Origin of the sequence: Pantoea sp. WMus005, assembly GCF_013415305.1 — a bacterium.
Lineage (GTDB): Bacteria > Pseudomonadota > Gammaproteobacteria > Enterobacterales > Enterobacteriaceae > Pantoea > Pantoea rara.
The window spans coordinates 897,501-914,548 of sequence record NZ_JACBXU010000001.1; the positions used below are offsets into that span (position 1 = coordinate 897,501).

Here is a 17,048-nt window from a genome sequence, read left to right on the forward strand (position 1 = left end):
AAAAATCTGCCTGTGCCAGGATAACTGCAACATTAGTGAGATTGGGAGAGAAACATGGACGCACTGGAATTACTGGTCAATCGCCGTTCGGCCTCACGTCTGACAGAGCCTGCGCCTGCGGGTGACGCGCTGGAAAATATCCTGCGGGCGGGCATGCGCGCCCCGGATCACGGCACGCTGCAACCGTGGCGGTTTATCATTGTTGAAAACGAAGGCCGCGAGCGAATGAGTCAGCTGCTGGAGCAGGCAGCCCGTGATAATCAGCTGGATGAAAAGGCAATCAACAAAGCGAGTCAGGCCCCGTTTCGCGCGCCGATGATCATCACTGTGGTGGCTCACTGTGAAGAGCACCATAAAGTGCCGCGCTGGGAACAGATCGCCTCGGCCAGCTGTGCCGTGATGGCAATGCAGATGGCGGCCGTGGCGCAAGGCTACAACGGCATCTGGCGCAGCGGTGCGTGGACCGAAGACGAGCAGGTTCGCCAGGGCTTTGGCTGCCGCGAGCAGGATGCCATCGTCGGCTTCCTCTATCTGGGTACCCCGCAACTGAAATCCAGCACCACAGTGCTCCCGCCTGACACAGCGCCTTTCGTCCGTTACTTCTGATCTGCCTGTCCGTTTCCGGCAGGGTGCTTTTCAGCCCTGCCTTTTGCACGGTTCCTGTGCGAACGATCGCTAACACAGCGCGTCACGCTTACGCCAGAAGGCCAGCCAGGCTAACATAGCCCGCGAGATTCAAACCGACAGCGAACAACCGGTTATCACTGTTTTCACCTGATGTTAAGGATGTCCTGATTCAATGCGTTTGTTTATTGCGGAAAAACCGAGCCTTGGGCGTGCTATCGCAGATGTGCTGCCGAAACCGCATCGACGTGGTGATGGATTCATTGCCTGCGGCAACGATCAGATCGTCACCTGGTGCGTAGGCCATCTTCTGGAGCAGGCGCAACCCGACAGTTATGACAGGCGTTATGCGCGCTGGTCGCTGGCCGATCTGCCGATCATTCCGGAAAAGTGGCAGCTTAAACCCCGGCCGTCAGTTGCGAAGCAGTTGAAAGTGGTTGAGGGTTTACTGGCGCAGGCGAGCGAAGTGGTGCATGCAGGAGACCCGGATCGGGTACTGTTACAATGTTTTCATTGAATTGGATTGTTACGTAGATAATCTGTGAATTCGTGAAATCATCCGGCAGGTAATCTTATGGGGATCGTGCTTTGGGAACTTCCTGACTTAGTACTTGATCAGGAAATCAGAAGGGAAATTGATACTGGCACCGGCGAATTATCGATACGCTTTGAAGGTACAGGCCAGCATTTAGGCAAGCTCCCATTATTATTTATGGAAGATGGCGGCAGTATCAAAGTCGCCAATAATTGGCTGATTCATTTAAAAGCTAATTTGCGTAAAAAAGAGGTTAATACCCAGGCTCAGGCTTTACTGCATTACTTTACCTTTCTTAATGAGATTGGCATGTCTTGGGATGAGATGCCAATCTCTATCAGGCTACGTCCCACCTATGCCTTTCGCAAGCATTTGCGAGAGATGTTCAAACGGGGTGAGTTGGCGCGCAGTACCGCTAACAGCTATATGGGATCAGTGATTAATTTTTATAAATTCTATCTGGCTCGAGATCACTTTTTTGCCTATCCTCCCTTTAAATATGAAGTGGTACGGTTACATAGAAATTCATCCCATGAATATATGAAAAATAATTTTATTCATGTGGATACAACGGATTTAAGATTGAAACTGCCCAGTGATACCCGCCATTTTGGATTATCACGAAAACTTATTCCATTAAGCAGTCAAGAATGGCAGGCCGTAGAGTCAGTATACAAAATTACTGGTATGGGTATTTCAAATAGTGCGGGTAAGGGGAATGAGGTTCCCCTGTCTGAGGAATGTAAACTTGCCATTGAACTGAGTCGATACTCTGGCCTGAGAAGGTCTGAAATTATAACGCTCAGAGCAAAAGAGATTTATAAGCCAGATGCTGAACAGCTCAAGAAAAAATATCTTATTAATACTGAGGGATTACTGCTTGATCCCCGGCAAGGTGTTGAAACCAAAAATGGGACAATACGTACTGCTGAGATCCCCGCTGAATTAATGCAGACCCTGTATGATTATATTAATTCATCTAAATATATTAAGCGTAGAAATAGATATCAAGAACTTTATCCTGAACATAAAGATAACCCACCATTATTGCTAAATCAAAACGGTAAGCCCTATGCCGCTAAAACACTGGATGCCAGATGGTGTGAAATAAGAAATGCGGTTAGAAAAGAGTTACCCAATTTTAGTCATAAGTTTCATAATTTACGTTCAACCTATGCAGTAGAAAGGCTGAAAGAATTATTAAATGCTGGGCTAAAGGAGGGAAAAACGCTTGATTACTTGCAATCAGTGATGGGACATAAAAGTAGAGCGACCTTACTGGGTTATCTAAAATTCTGTGAGGAAGAAACAATGACGGCTAATGAAGTGCATGAGAAAGCATTAAATATTATTCTCAAGAGTGATAAATAATTATGGCGTTTTTAAAAGAGAATAAACGCAAAACAGTAACGACATCGAACATTGATACTGATACAGTAATTCATATTAGCTTACGAGATAGATTTATAAAAGATCAAGATCGCTCTGCAAATTTTGAGCGTTTACTCTACGAAAATTGCCCTACTATTTCTATTACTGACAACAATATAAATATTACAATTGATAAACCTAATTTTGTTTATGCTAATCGACAATCACTTGTAGTACGTATTTGTAATGCAATACACAGTTTAGATGCAACAGATCGGACTAAAGTAAATGTTTTTAATGAAACTGTACGTTTCTTAAAAATGACAGATGAACAAAAAATCAAGAATGCTTTCTGCATTGACACAATATCAATGTATATAAAAAATCTTGTTAGCTCACATAATCAAGGAAGTAAAGGGAAAACATTATCCGGTCGTCAAAATTCCATAAAAGCTTTATTGAAATCTATGGACTATGAACTATATAAAAAATGTGAAAGCATGTTTATTTCTTTTCCGGCAGATACGCAGAGTGTTTCTCCTTATACTGATGACGAAGTTAAAGAGCTTTTTTCTGCATTGCAAACTATATATATATGTTATGCTGCGCATCTCGAAAATGGTACTAAGCCTAAAGCTTTTCCTCTTTATGAACTAAAAGATCTAGCAGGTAATCATAAATATAAAAATAAGACATCAACAGAGAGAACAGTCTCATATAAAAATAGTGATACTGTATGGTTATCTGACTTGGTTAGGGTAGCCTATTTTATGACATGTTTCTATACAGGTGCAAATGCGTCATCGTTATTAAAGTTAAGATTGTCTGACTTCAGCGAAGGTCTATTTAAAGATCTTAATAGAAAAACGTATAAATTAAACACAAAAAAAGGAAGGCAGTCAGGGCGAACGAATGAAATTGATGTCGGCTTTACTAAGGATGCGAGATCTTTTTTTGAAAGTTGGATTAGTGTTAGCAAAAAAATAAATAAAGATGAAAATAGTTTTTTATTTCCTAATCCATCAATTAATAATAAATCATATATGACTGATAGTAACATGAGTGTCTTAAATAAAACTATTGTTGATCTTGGACTACCTGCCTTGAGTAGCCAACGTTTTAGAAAGACGAAAGCCTCACTGATTATGAGAGCAACAGAGAGTGTGTTCTTTGTTTCCCAGGGGCTCAATAATTCCGTTGAAACGGTTGCAAAACATTATGCAGATGGTAACCGTGTCACCACGGAATTCTCGCTGGCTTCCGCACTATATATCAGAGAGCAGACTGCCTTGGGAAAGCCGTTAGATAAGGCCATCACTGAGAGTGCATTCCTGTACCACGACCCGCTTAAAGAGAGCGAAGCCAGCAAGAAATTTAAAAAGTTGACCAATGGCTTAAGATGCGGTGGAGCATTTAAGGATAAAGCGATAAAAGTAAAAGAGGTTTTGGTCAAAAATGGTCTGGCTGAAAATCATGATGTGGTGGCTTGTCATAAATTCCTTGAGTGTTATGGATGCAGGCACCACGCTATTATTGCTGAGGTTGATGATATCTGGCTTTTACTCTCTTTTAATGATGTTATTCTGGAAACAGTGACAAGGCCTGCTATTAACTCCCGGCCATCAAACTTACTGAATAAGGTAAATAATACTATTCAGGTCATCATAGAAAGAATGAAAAAGGAGCATGCTGCGGTGTATAAGAGGGCCTATGATAAGTACCTAGATGGAGTGCATCCCCTTTGGCTGGATACGAATGACCTGGAATTAATGCTGGGTATTTACTGATGAAAGAAGTTCTGAAATTTATTGATAGTAATAATATTTATGATGATCTGATCGTTTCTTTTGACACTGAAGGCAATCCATATAGCTACTATGGTTCTGATAAGTGGTATTTATGGTCATTAGGCTTTAACGTTTCTTTCTCCAGATTATCTGGTACGTTCAAGTCGACAGTAAAATACCTAGTTCACGAGGTGATATCAAATGATAGCTTAAAGTCCAAAAAAAGTGCTATTAAAAATATCATTGAGGGTGCTGTTATTTTTGAAAAATGCATCACTAGATGTAATGGAGTATCATATGACTTTATTGATGATGATGAGGGTTTTAGGCGGTTATTAGTTGAAGCCAAAAGTAAAAGCTTAAAGTTTAAAACATGGAAGAATAATCTTATTTTTTTATCTCATTTGCATAATGCAGAAGTAATAACCAGAGAGATAAAGAATAACGAAGAACTAGCATTATATTTATCTGTGAGTGGTGCATCAGTCTCACAAGCAGTATGCATTCCAGAATCTATTGCGTCTAAATATTATGGTGAGGCACTGAGCGTTGTTGAAGCTTATTATCCTTATAGAAATGAAATATCTTCATGCTATGATGATTATGTGTCTGAGTATTTAGAATTATCAAAACGCTATAAGTCTAATATTTCCGCAAGAAGATATGCACTTAAGAATATTAAACAGCTACCAAAAAAAATTGATATTCAATTTGACTATAGCGGCTCATGGTTATCCTGGCTCCGTGGAGCCTGTTATACCGTGATTGCGGCATTTACTGGCTGTCGGGATAGTGAGATAAAGTCTTTTGATATTTATTCCTATCAAGAGAAGAAATATGCAGGTATGACAGTTCCTGTTTTGCATGGTCTTGATACCAAACCTAATGCAGGAGGGGTAGCACGACACACCTCATGGGTAACGATACCGAGTGTTAAAAAATCTATCTTACTGCTTTGGGATGCATTTAGCTTTGCGCGTGAAAAGTGGAGAGCAAAAGCGGATTCAATAGTACATCCTGATGAAAGAAATGCTTTTCTTGAAAAGGTAGACAGCTTATTTGTTACGCTTCCCTATATGCGAGGACATCGACCTGAGGTTGGAAAACAATCATTAGCCCATTCTCTTAACACCTTCGTTAAATCCATTGGATATCGTGCTACAAAAAATGATGTTCAAGAGTTCGACTTACTAAACCCCTCAAGAAAAGGTGAGCTTAAAATTGGACAAATGTTGAAGGTTCATCCCCATGCATTTCGTCGGACATTTGCTGTTTATCTGGTGCGTAATAAGTTGGCTTCTCTGCTCGATATTAAGTATCAATTTAAGCATATGAATATAGCCATGACATCTTGGTATGCCAATCAGGCCAATATCGCTTCTTATGTTGATATGATGATTGACAAAGATCTACAGTATGAAATTGCGGGTGAAAACCAGAACTATATGACAGATGTTTTTTACCATATTTATAATGAAGCTGAAACATTAGCTGGTCATGAAGGGAAAAGAATTAAAAACCTTAGGGCTGAGGGTGACACGCGTATCTACTTAAATCGAGAAGAAATTCGTAAGCAAGTTCAGGATGGTCGGCTTTCGATAGTTGAACACCCTGGAGGATACTGCACTAACCCAGATTGTGACCGAATTTGTGATATGACGACTTGCCAGTATAAAATTGTCACAAAAGACAAGGCAAAAACACTCGTTAATATCAGAGAAAAGTTAATTATAAAATATAATGATATTGAATCTCTTGGGCTGGATATGCCGAATGTTACCTCGAAATTATTTTACGAAATCAGGGCAATTGAGCAGGTTTTATCAGAGCATCATCTTGAGCATGTTGCTTTTAATAAAAAGGATATCTATTGATGATTGATGAAGAGACTCTCTCTGACCGAGGTAAACAGACCATAATCAGGCTTGAACGGGCACTTGAACGTTTGTTGAACGGCGTCCCGGAGCGGACTCCCCACGATGGGCGAGTAAGTCTGAGCCGTATCAATCAGGAAGCGGGTCTGAGTTCGGGGGGGATCTACTACTACGATGAGTTTGTCCAGAAAGCTAAAAGAGCTCTTCACGAAAGAAAGCTCGATAACGCAGTGTCTACTATCGAGTCAGGTAAAGCCTCGGTGGATAAAATGCGCGTACAAAGGGACAAACAACACGAGTTAAAAGAGCGTTACAGGTCTCAACGAGACGATATCAAAGCCTTCTGCGATAAGATTATTGCTAAAAATGCTCAGTTAGAATTCTCTTTGTTCGAAGCATTAGATAAGATCGAGGATCTGGAAAGGGAAGTATCAGCACTCAAGGTTGTTGATATAAGCAGCAGGAGAAGTCAGTGATTTTGTACATAGCTGAAAAACCAAGTGTGGGCAGGGCAGTTGCTGATGTTCTGCCTAAACCACATCAAAAAGGGGACGGGTTTATTAGAACCGCAAACGGTGATGTGGTGACTTGGTGTATTGGCCATTTACTCGAACAGGCTGAGCCTGATGCCTATAACCCTGACTTTAAAAAGTGGCGCAGAGAGCATTTACCTATAGTGCCAATAGAGTGGAAACACTCGGTAAAGCCTGCCACGCAGAAGCAATTCAACGTTATAAAAAAATTGATTAACGAAGCAGATGTGCTGGTCAATATGGGCGACCCCGATAGGGTCGGGCAAATTCTGGTTGATGAGATTATCAATTATTGCGGTGTCCCAAAAGAGAAACGTGAAGCAGCTAAGCGCTGTTTAATTAACGATATGAACGCTGATGCTATTCAACGTGCGTTAAATGATCTACGCCGCAATATCGACTTTATCCCTCTGGCTACTTCAGCATTAGCGCGTGCACGCGCTGACTGGCTCTATGGTATCAATATGACCCGTTTATGTACCTTAAGAGGGCAGTCATCGGGTTATAACGGTGTGCTGTCTGTAGGACGGGTACAGACGCCGGTATTAGGTTTGGTCGTTAATCGTGATTTAGAAATCGAGAATTTTGTCTCTAAACCCTTTTATGACGTGTTTATCGATCTTAAAACCGATAAAGACCAAATTTATACAGCAAAATGGAAACCGAGTGCCGCCTGTGAACCCTATATGGATGAAGATGGGCGACTGATACTGAAAAAGCTGGCTGAAACCGTGTTAAAGAAGGTAACAGGCCAGCAAGGAACCGTGGTTGCTGTAACCGAAGAACGTGCAAAACAAGCCCCGCCATTACCCTATAACTTGTCCGCACTGCAAATCGATGCTTCCAGACGTTTTAATCTCAATGCCCAGAAGACGCTGGATGTGTGCCAGCAGCTATATGAGAAACATAAGCTGATTACCTATCCTCGTTCAGATTGTCGCTATCTACCCAGCGGACACTTTGGCGATATACATAGAGTCACTCAAGCGATCGCTAAAACCGTCCCAGGACTGGCGACAGCTGTTGAAATTGCCGATCTGTCAGTTAAATCTAAGGCGTGGAATGATGATAAGGTCAGTGCGCACCATGCGATTATCCCGACCAGTCGTGGGGTTGATACGAGTCGTCTGTCGCTTGATGAGCAGAACATCTATGAACTGGTTGCCAGACAGTATCTGATGCAGTTCTATCCACCTTTTCAATATCAAGAAAAGCAGATCGATACCGAAGTCGGTGGCGGATTGTTTATCAGCAGGCAGAAAGAGGTTGTGGATAAAGGCTGGAAGGCACTATTGCCGGAGAGGAAATCATCATCTGAAGATCCCGAGTTTTCAGCTGTAAGATTGCCAAATGTTATCAAAGGGGAGGGGGTACTCTGTGTCGATGGCAAGCTCGATGAAAAACAGACTTCACCGCCACGCCACTTTACCGATGCTTCTTTACTATCAGCTATGACGGGCATTGCCAGATACGTGACTGACAGAGCGATTAAAAAGGTACTTAGAGAAACCGATGGATTGGGAACAGAAGCGACCAGAGCAGGCATCATTGAGTTGTTATTTAAGCGCGACTATCTGACCAAAAAAGGCAAAGAAATTCATGCTACGGATATTGGCCGACGATTGATTCTGTCCCTGCCGGAAGCCATGACCAAGCCAGATATGACTGCACATTGGGAGTCCCAACTAGAAGCGATTTCTGAGAAAAAAATCAAGTATGGTCAGTTTATGCAACCAATGGTTGATGGTTTGCACGAGTTTATTCATCAAGTGGACAATATCCGTTTTGATGGGCTTAGAGGATTAGGTAAGGCCTCCTATAAAAAAACTGCAGTAAAAAAGTCAGTAAAAAGGCAGAGTGAAGACTGATCGCAATTGATGCTGAGGTTGATATTACTTCGTGTAGTAAAAAAATATGCTATGCCGCATAGCAAGACCCTAGACAAAGAAGGATGTCCTCTATTTGGCATCCTCCTTTGTTTACAGAGATAACAGCTGGTTAACTGCTTGTAGCTTGCCATTTAGCTGATTTAGTTTTTCAGCAGTATCTTGTTGTAATCTCATTATTTTAAGCTTTTTTTTCGGTATTTTTTCCAGAAACTCTTGATAGGCCTCCAGCTCGTAGCGGATCTGCGCCAATTCTTTTTCTAATTTTTTCTTTTCAGAAGAGAGCAAAAGCGTTGCATCATTAACGACATGAAGTGGTGGATGATTTATCACACCAAAGGAAAACTGGTAACTAATATTTTTTACCTTCCCATCTGCCTTTACAAGGCCTTGATGCCTTAGCTGATAGATACCACGGTCAATCAGCCCTGCAGCCTGTTTCTCCGTGAGTTGAAATTCAGTAATTGCTATATTAATCAATTGACTGCGTAGTACTTTATGATTTCTGAGCTGGTTCAAAATATGACGAAATTTTTTACTGCTGCTGAATGAGATCCCTTGGTTCATATCGGTAAAAACTCACAGGCCAAAAACTTAGGATTGCTAAGTATACAGGAGTGAGAGAAACTTAGACAATCTAAGCATCCGAGACGTCAGATGATGAAAATACTTTGCAGAATAACCCCTTCCCAGAACGACTCAGGCAGGCCAGAAAAAAAGCCGGTTTGTCCCAAAAGGACTTGGGGATCAGAGCTGGTATGGATGAAGGCTCGGCTAGCGGACGTATGAATCATTACGAAAAGGGGCGGCATATCCCAGATATAGATATGCTGAAAAAGCTGGCTAGAGAGCTTGGTGTCCCGCTGAGTTACTTTTTTTGTGAAGATGAGCTGAGTGCAGAACTCGTTTGCCTGTTTAATAATCTGGATGAACAGGCAAAACTGAGTCTGATTAGTAAATTGCGTAAAAGTATATGATTTTTATGAAAAATTGGGCATGGATCACTATGATGAGGATCGCTTCTGGGTAATTAAATTATCCAGGAAGTGAGATGAAAAAACTTATACCGCAGTATAAAAAATTATGTATTCGTACTTATCAAAGAGTAACTTTTTGCTAGTATACAAATCTTCGTTGCTATTACCATAAATATTTCAATACATACCTAAAGAAAAACTACTATTATCTTCATTGTATTGCGCACCGCAATTATCCACCGAAATTGAGGTCAGCACGAGGTTCGTATTTATCTGGTTCTTGCGATGATTTACCCACTTGTATAATAAAATGGGCTTTGTTGAATAAATCGGATTTAGATAAAAACTCCCCCTGTCAGTAAGCTCCTCAGGCAATTCGCACACTTTCTGGCATCCCTGCACGCGTCATTTTGTTTAAGGCACGGATCATGGCCATAGCTTCTCCAACCTGCGCATTGTAATCCCGCAGCGTAAGATGCCCACCAAACAGCTGTTTTACACGGTACATCGCCGTTTCGGCCACCGAACGTCGGTTATAAGCCCTGTTCCATTTCCAGTACGCATTGCTTCCCGTAAGCCGCTGCCTCGCCACCGCCTGATTTCTGTCGGCATACTCCATCGGCCAGTAACCTGCACGGATCCGTGGTGGGATAAGCGCCTTGATTTTCTTACGACGCAGCTCGTCGTGACACCGTTTTGTGTCATAAGCTCCGTCGGCTGAAGCTACCTGGATTTTCCGGTGGGTCTGGCGGATAAGCCCCGGGAATGCCTCCGCATCGGTCACGTTGTTAAGAGATAGGTCAGCACAGATAACCTCGTGGGTATCGGCGTCCACGGCCAGGTGTAGTTTGCGCCAGACGCGGCGTTTTTCCTGACCATGCTTTTTCACTTTCCACTCGCCCTCACCGAAGACTTTTAAGCCGGTGGAGTCGATAACCAGGTGAGCAATCTCGCCGCGCGTGGGATTTTTGAAAGGGATGCTGACGGACTTAGCTCGCCTGCTGACGCAGGAATAATCCGGGCAACGGAGCGAGAGCTTCATTAAGTTAAAAATGGAATCAACGAACCCTGAGCGGCCCGAAGTGTGAGGCCAAAGATGCGTTTGAGCATCAGTACGGTGGAAATGGCGAGCTCAGAATAGTGTTGCGGACGGCCACGTGAAGACGTTTGGGGTTCATCGTACCAGGCCTGTATGGCCTGTTCATCCAACCAGAATGTCAGCGAGCCCCGATTGACGAGCGCCTTGTTGTAGGCGTTCCAGTTAGTGATTTTGAACTTTTGTTTTGCCACGGGATATCGCTACGGGATCAGGAATGTGGTGATCTGATCCTGATTACAGCCAAAAGTTCGATTTATTCAACAAAGCCAATAAAATGGGCTAAGAATTGGAAACACAACTCTCGACTTCGATATCGATATCGATATTTCCGTGAAAATATGGATAAACCTGTAATTTTTCAATCATAAATTTGTTTTTGTGAAGTTTAACTATTCTTACTTAAAAGTTTATCCAGTAATAACTAACGGGGATGGCTTAATTTAAGACGCATTACCTGACTTAACTGTTCTACTTTAGTCAGATATCTAATTTAGCGTGTCACGGATAGTGGAAGGAGGTCATCGGACGATTTCTAAAAGTGAATGTTTATTTTTTTAAGAGGAATTATAATTTTAATGAAATAATTACCTGCTACGTTATTTACTAGATATAGGGTGCTAAGAAAATTAGCACCCTTACCATTTTATTTCATATCATTCGATTCTAAAATTCTATCCATGGGGTGAAGGTCACTATTACTTTTTAATCCAAAATACAAAAAGCTGAAGCACATTTTTGGTAGTGATTGGAATCTAGCAACTAAATTAGTTTTTGCAATTTTTTCAGTAGTTAGAACATAACGAGTACGGAATTCTTTATTTTTGATAGCAGGGTGTTTAAGGTAGCTATATATTAAGAGGCACTCTTCTTCATCACATAGCATTTCATAAATCTTCTCTTTGTCATTATTTCCAATAGCTGTTGTTGATCCAAAGTAGGCATCGTCACCAATATTCCTAACACCTAATACTTCTACCTCTTTTAGAGATGGCATTATTTTTTTTAGGGATTCTTCTATTTTTACGATAGAGTGTTGTGTATATAAGATACAATGAATTTTTAGCTTAGTAACTTTTTCAAGTTTGGTATTCAGAGGTATACCATATTTATCTATACCATCAAAGTAACAATTATTATTTCCTGAACCCGTAATATAGAAATTCATTGCGTGACATATTTGTGTGCCACTAATAATTACATCTACTATGATGGATAGCTCTTGAGAACGTTCAATGTCGATTAAGGCTGGATCTAAAGAAGATACTTTTCGACTCAACTTGGCGCTTTTATGAAAACATCTTATAGTGCCATTATAATCCTCAACTTTTTTTATCAACATTGCATTTTCATTATTTTCTATTAGCTCTAGAATACGGCCGCAGAATAAATCTATTTCAGTTGAAGTGATGTACTGGTGCGATGCTATAAGCAGTACGAAAATTTCACGATACTTTTCAGGAAAAGTCGATAGCCATTTAATTAATATATCTTTTGCAACATGGTGTTGGATGTCTTTATGATGTTTAATAACGTGCACAGCATGCTCAAATCTGTCTATGTTTGAGATGTTGACCTTGTTTATCTCATATGGTGTGAAGGTCCTAGGACGTTGAGGTGTTAATGTTTTAGATAAATAATTGATATACTTGAAGGTTTTTGAAAACGATGGAGGTAAAGCAATTAAGTAAATGAAATCTCCAATCTTACTATGATAAATATGCGAAGCTTTATTGATATAGTGAGAGTGCGATAAAGAAATTTCTTCAATACAATAACCTGTGTAATTGATATATTTTACATGTGAATAATCAAAGCTTTCGTTGTTACCTAGTTCAAGAGTTCGGGTATAAGTTATGAGTTTTACTTGACAACGGATAAAGGATTCGATGCTAACTAAAAACTCTCCTTCATCCTTAGAAAGGATGTGTTGAATAGAGTTTTGATAATCAATGAGACCATTTTCAATATCTAACATCAGAAACGGGAAAGCTGAATCCTTAGTTTTTGTAATTGTATTTAGAATGGTATTAATCATACTCTTAGGATTTGAGTCATCAATGGACATAGTGTCATCTACCGAATAAACGTAGGTGCTATGCGAGAATTCTTCATTCGGAAGATAAAACTCAGTGAATTTTTCAAAGCTCGAAAGGGGAGAGTTCTTTTCGGCAATGCTGCTATATAATGCAGAAGCAATTGAAAGGTCAATTAAAATAATAGAAGATACATCGTCCATTTCATTAAATGCTTTGAGTTGTCTAGAGAGGTTTTTTAGAAAAATAACCAGATCAATTTCATCGGGTATTTTAGCTATGTACTTTTCATAAATTTCAATTGATGAGGTGTCTGTTGCCTCAGAAAATTTTTTAAACATGAGCTCAATAAAAACTTTAATGGAGTTTTCTTTTATAGAGACTAATTCGTTGTTTTCTTCGAATATGAAATATCTTGGTGAGTAAATTTCATTAGTAAAAGGTTTGAGAGTGTTTTCTCTAACTAAAAGTGTGTTAGTGAAAATATTAGGAAGACCGTATTCATTTCTATGATCAAGTTCATTTGTCAAGAATTCTATGAACTGTTTAAAGTTAAGTTTAGAAATAACACCTAGTACTGTATTGAGCTCACTCGTATTATAGCTTTCAATGATTTCACCATAACCATCTTCTGCGATTTCTACATTTTTTTTATTATAGAAAAGCTCATAAGGCTTTCTAATCAGAACGCTATTACCACGCTTAAGCATTATGGTGTTATTATATATTATATTACTGTCAAACCACTCTCTAGAATTCGGAAGTAAGTCAGTTTGCTCTCTGTTTATGATCCATTCGTAGAAATTAGATGTTTTACTTATTTTCTCGAGTAATGCATCTATTTCATCGCTTTTCCATTCTGAAATCTTTTCTGAAAGTCTTATTAACAAAAGTGTATGGTAAGTTTTAAAAACTGATCTCTTGTCTAATGTTCCTCTGAATATTTCCCCATCTACAATTGACGATAATAAAACGTATAACTTGTTCTGATCTAATTCAAGTGATGCAATTTTATGTATCCATCCATAGTCAATTTTTTCATTAACATTGTGTTTGATATTGTTATACATACAGGCACAATACTTCCACATGCTGACTAGCAAATCACGAGATGTATTGACCTTAGATAATGAAAACAAAGAAATGAGGTAGTGGTATTTTATTGTGTAGCTAAGACTTTCGTTGATGAATTCCTGTTTTTGAGTGAATTCTTTACTTACCATATTTAAGGCAACGTAAGAGAAAAATAGAGATGAAATCTTTTTTAATTCATGTGCCTCAATGTGCGCCGTACGTGATAAAGCATATAGCACATTTATGATTTTATTTTTATCATTCATGCTATTTAATTCAGTGTTTATTTGTTCCAGTAGGGGGGCTGTGGTTTTTATGTTTAATCGAAGTGGAAATGCACTCACTACATCGACTATTGAATTAGCTGACATTTTTTGATAATCAACGTCGAGCCCTATTAATAGATTCATCTGTAATAAGTGCTCATTTACCATCTTGGTTAGCGTTAATTTGTGATAAACATCATTCATCAAATCTAAAAATTTATCATGACTATTTTTCCCTTCTTCAATAAAATTTATTACCGTTGAAGTGAGCACTTCTGATTGAAGCGAATTGTAATTTTTAGCTGCTGTTATATAATGCCAGTTTTTTTCATCTTCCAGAATATGATTGAAAAGATTGCGATATAAACTCCCTCTACCTATCCCGCTAGTAAGAATATCATCTATCTCATCGTTTTTTAATGGTTCAACCTCAGCAACCCCTCTAAGGTGAGAAAAAATGAATGAGTAATCATCCTGTTTAGTATCCGACTGTATGAGACTGATAAATTCGTTTATAGCATGACTTTTTTCTTCGTTGGTCGCGGTTGAGAAATTGGTGGAAATTCTATCTACTGAATACTTTGACTGAGATCGATATTTATCATAATCGGGAGAAAAGTCTGCGACTTTTTTTATAAGGGTTTTACTATGTTTTATTTCAAGACCTAATACACTAAGCTCAGACTCAAGAAATGATAGCATCTCTTTAGCTTCATTTTCACTTTTGCATACAATAAAAATATCATCAACATAACGTTGATAAAGTAATATTGAATCATTGCTTAATAATCCCTCAAATTTACTATCGATTTCATATAAATATAACTCTGCAAAGAATCTTGCAAACGCTGGGCCTTGTGGTAATCCTTTGTCATCAGTAACGGTAGCCTTGGAAATATCAAGGCAAATTGTTATCAATTTTTTATATTTCTCTAAGGATTGACTATCTAATAATGCTAGTTTTTCCTTGATAATGCTTAGTGGAGAGCTATCTAACAGCATTCTCTTAAGTTTGTCATGATCTACTTTGTTATAAAAAGACGCAATGTCTGCTTTTATTATATAACAATCTGAGTAGTCCGGATTATTGATGAATGTTGAAATGTTATATAAGAATTGAATCCAAAGGTAGAGCCATGGTTCAAATATGAAACCATTTTTAAAACCATTTTGAACCTTATACCCATGACTCGAATTGCTATTTGGTAGATTGAAAAAATGCTGAATTTGCTTTAGAACCAGACTTGTTGTCATCCGTTCGAGACACTCAAGGCTTATCAACTCTCTTTCTTTATCGCTTTCTTTCCTAAAATGCTTGTAGAAATTAACCTTGTCTCTGGAGTAATTTTCAATAAAGCTTCTGATGTTTGATAAATACTCGTCAGGCCTGATTATACAAAGCTCATTGAAAACTTTTCGAGATTGAGCCTCATCATTTTGTATAAGGTATTTCATCTCTGCATTTCTTGTTACTTCTACGTCTGTTATGCAGAAATCGAAATGGCCTTGATCGAAGCTGATAACTTTTATTAAAATCGCATCCAAAAGGCTCACATCTGTAACTGTTTTATCAAATCTTTCTTTAAGTATGTCTTCAATCTGTTCTTTAGTCGGAAAGTAAAACGAAGAAAGCATATCTATTGCTTTTATTGTTATTTCTTTGTTATAGTTCTGCTGCATTTCAAATATTTTGAGTAGGATTTTTTCACCTATTTTTTTCAAATCCTTTCCAACTACATTGCCGAGTATGCCTACTAATAACTTCCGCTCTTGATTATTTAAGTTACGCTCTTCTATTTTATTTTTTAAGTTTTTTAAAGGTGGGTGTTTTTCCCAATGTTTAAACAATTCATCCAAACTAAAATCATCAACCCTAATTTCTTTTATTCTGGCTTCGAAGTATGAAGTATGGTGTAGCGATAGAAACACATTGAAAGTTTTTTCAATTTGCTCAACTGATACGGGTATATGTGTGTCGACTATTATTTTTTGTGCCAGTAAAAATTCTTGAGATAGTGATTGGGGAGGGCAGGCATTCTCTATAGAATCGACTCCTTTTAAGAAAAATGAATAGCACCCGGATTTTTTATGTTTAGATAAAGGTAGTTTTACGCACGAGCCTACACTATTTGTAACTTTGTTAGAATGTGGGAATAAATCTATCGCAATGATTTCTGAATTGTAATTTAGCTGTGCATGTTCAAGTAATAATGATGATATTTCATGACCATTTTTTAATGATATAGATTTGTTAAAGGTGATCCATATATGAATCCCTCTATTTCCTGAGTGTTCAATGAAGTATGATATTTCTTTTTTTATTAAAAAGTTGCAAAACTTAGTTACTGCTAAATCGAGTTCAACTTGTGCATTTTGTCTTTTAGATTCGGATAGTTGAGACTTAATAATGTCAAAGTCATAACAAATCCATTTAATACTATTATCAATATTCCGCTGGTAAACCGCTATTGATCCGTGGTCCTTAAGCATTTGTTCGATTTTAACAGAAGTTATTCTTCCATGCTTTTTATAGTACCTACCATCGTTTTGCTGCTCCGCATGAGAGTCTTGATCTGTCGAAAATAACCTGAATATTTTTTTGGAGATTTCTGCAATTTCATTCACTATTTTTTATCCTTATCAATAGCTAGTTAATTTGTGTGGAGTCATAGGGATAGGTAAGAAGAATTATGTATTTTACGTATTTTTCATCATTTAAGTCTAGGTCGCCAGGTGCCATTGTATGTAACCTTATGATTTGATGAATATACAAGATATTTGGCAGTTCAAAGAACAATCATATTATGTCATAATATCATAAATCATTTTGAATAATTTTTAGTGAAAATTAACTTTCTTATCTAAGTTGTTTCAAGTCAGTTACAAATGCGTGTTTTGAAGACTAGCTTGCTATTTAAAGGTGTTTGTATAAAAATTTTGTGAATCTACTAGAATTATGAAATTAATAAAAGTCAATAAAATCAGTTTG

General features: G+C 38.6%; 9 protein-coding genes and 2 pseudogenes. 8 read left to right on the forward strand and 3 right to left on the reverse strand.

The window, feature by feature from the left end; all coding sequences use genetic code 11:
- Positions 1-54 precede the first annotated feature (54 nt).
- The 7 genes and pseudogenes from HZZ01_RS03960 to HZZ01_RS03990 all read left to right on the forward strand — a co-directional run bounded on the left by HZZ01_RS03960 (position 55) and on the right by HZZ01_RS03990 (position 8,592).
- Positions 55-606 (forward strand): NAD(P)H nitroreductase, encoded by a 552-nt coding sequence (locus HZZ01_RS03960; RefSeq protein WP_179895591.1) that lies wholly within the window; start codon positions 55-57, stop codon positions 604-606.
- A gap of 193 nt (positions 607-799) precedes the next feature.
- Positions 800-1,117, forward strand: a pseudogene (locus HZZ01_RS03965) (toprim domain-containing protein); the annotation flags it as partial.
- Between the two features lie 81 nt (positions 1,118-1,198).
- Positions 1,199-2,530 (forward strand): site-specific integrase, encoded by a 1,332-nt coding sequence (locus HZZ01_RS03970; protein WP_179895592.1) that lies wholly within the window; start codon positions 1,199-1,201, stop codon positions 2,528-2,530.
- A 2-nt stretch (positions 2,531-2,532) separates the two neighbouring features.
- Complete coding sequence (locus HZZ01_RS03975) at positions 2,533-4,317, forward strand: site-specific integrase (RefSeq protein WP_179895593.1); 1,785 nt, start codon at positions 2,533-2,535, stop codon at positions 4,315-4,317.
- Positions 4,317-6,191 (forward strand): site-specific integrase, encoded by a 1,875-nt coding sequence (locus HZZ01_RS03980; protein ID WP_179895594.1) that lies wholly within the window; start codon positions 4,317-4,319, stop codon positions 6,189-6,191. Before HZZ01_RS03975 ends, HZZ01_RS03980 begins: the two co-directional genes overlap by 1 nt.
- Positions 6,191-6,667 carry a hypothetical protein gene (locus HZZ01_RS03985; RefSeq protein ID WP_179895595.1) on the forward strand — a complete coding sequence of 159 codons (477 nt, stop codon included), beginning with the start codon at positions 6,191-6,193 and terminating at the stop codon, positions 6,665-6,667. The genes HZZ01_RS03980 and HZZ01_RS03985 overlap by 1 nt, the downstream gene beginning before the upstream one ends.
- On the forward strand, positions 6,664-8,592 hold the full coding sequence (locus HZZ01_RS03990; protein WP_179895596.1) for a DNA topoisomerase III: 1,929 nt from the start codon (positions 6,664-6,666) through the stop codon (positions 8,590-8,592). The genes HZZ01_RS03985 and HZZ01_RS03990 overlap by 4 nt, the downstream gene beginning before the upstream one ends.
- A 111-nt stretch (positions 8,593-8,703) precedes the next feature.
- Here HZZ01_RS03990 and HZZ01_RS03995 read toward each other — a convergent pair whose 3' ends face one another.
- A complete protein-coding gene (locus HZZ01_RS03995; protein WP_179895597.1) occupies positions 8,704-9,177 on the reverse strand; it encodes a hypothetical protein in 474 nt (157 codons plus the stop codon).
- A gap of 104 nt (positions 9,178-9,281) precedes the next feature.
- Between HZZ01_RS03995 and HZZ01_RS04000 the strand changes: the two genes are divergently transcribed.
- Positions 9,282-9,587, forward strand: a complete 306-nt coding sequence (locus tag HZZ01_RS04000; protein WP_054882334.1) for a helix-turn-helix domain-containing protein — start codon at positions 9,282-9,284, stop codon at positions 9,585-9,587.
- A 367-nt stretch (positions 9,588-9,954) separates the two neighbouring features.
- Here HZZ01_RS04000 and HZZ01_RS04005 read toward each other — a convergent pair.
- Both HZZ01_RS04005 and HZZ01_RS04010 read right to left on the reverse strand, forming a co-directional pair.
- Positions 9,955-10,877 (reverse strand): annotated as a pseudogene (locus HZZ01_RS04005) (IS5 family transposase).
- A 452-nt stretch (positions 10,878-11,329) separates the two neighbouring features.
- A complete protein-coding gene (locus HZZ01_RS04010; protein ID WP_179895598.1) occupies positions 11,330-16,684 on the reverse strand; it encodes an RNA-directed DNA polymerase in 5,355 nt (1,784 codons plus the stop codon).
- Positions 16,685-17,048: the final 364 nt, after the last annotated feature.

What these genes read in the sequence shown, in the direction of transcription:
- HZZ01_RS03960 (WP_179895591.1), top strand. Translation starts at nt 55, where the DNA reads ATGGACGCACTGGAATTACTGGTCAATCGCCGTTCGGCCTCACGTCTG.
- HZZ01_RS03970 (WP_179895592.1), top strand. Translation starts at nt 1,199, where the DNA reads ATGGGGATCGTGCTTTGGGAACTTCCTGACTTAGTACTTGATCAGGAA.
- HZZ01_RS03975 (WP_179895593.1), top strand. Translation starts at nt 2,533, where the DNA reads ATGGCGTTTTTAAAAGAGAATAAACGCAAAACAGTAACGACATCGAAC.
- HZZ01_RS03980 (WP_179895594.1), top strand. Translation starts at nt 4,317, where the DNA reads ATGAAAGAAGTTCTGAAATTTATTGATAGTAATAATATTTATGATGAT.
- HZZ01_RS03985 (WP_179895595.1), top strand. Translation starts at nt 6,191, where the DNA reads ATGATTGATGAAGAGACTCTCTCTGACCGAGGTAAACAGACCATAATC.
- HZZ01_RS03995 (WP_179895597.1), bottom strand. Translation starts at nt 9,177, where the DNA reads ATGAACCAAGGGATCTCATTCAGCAGCAGTAAAAAATTTCGTCATATT.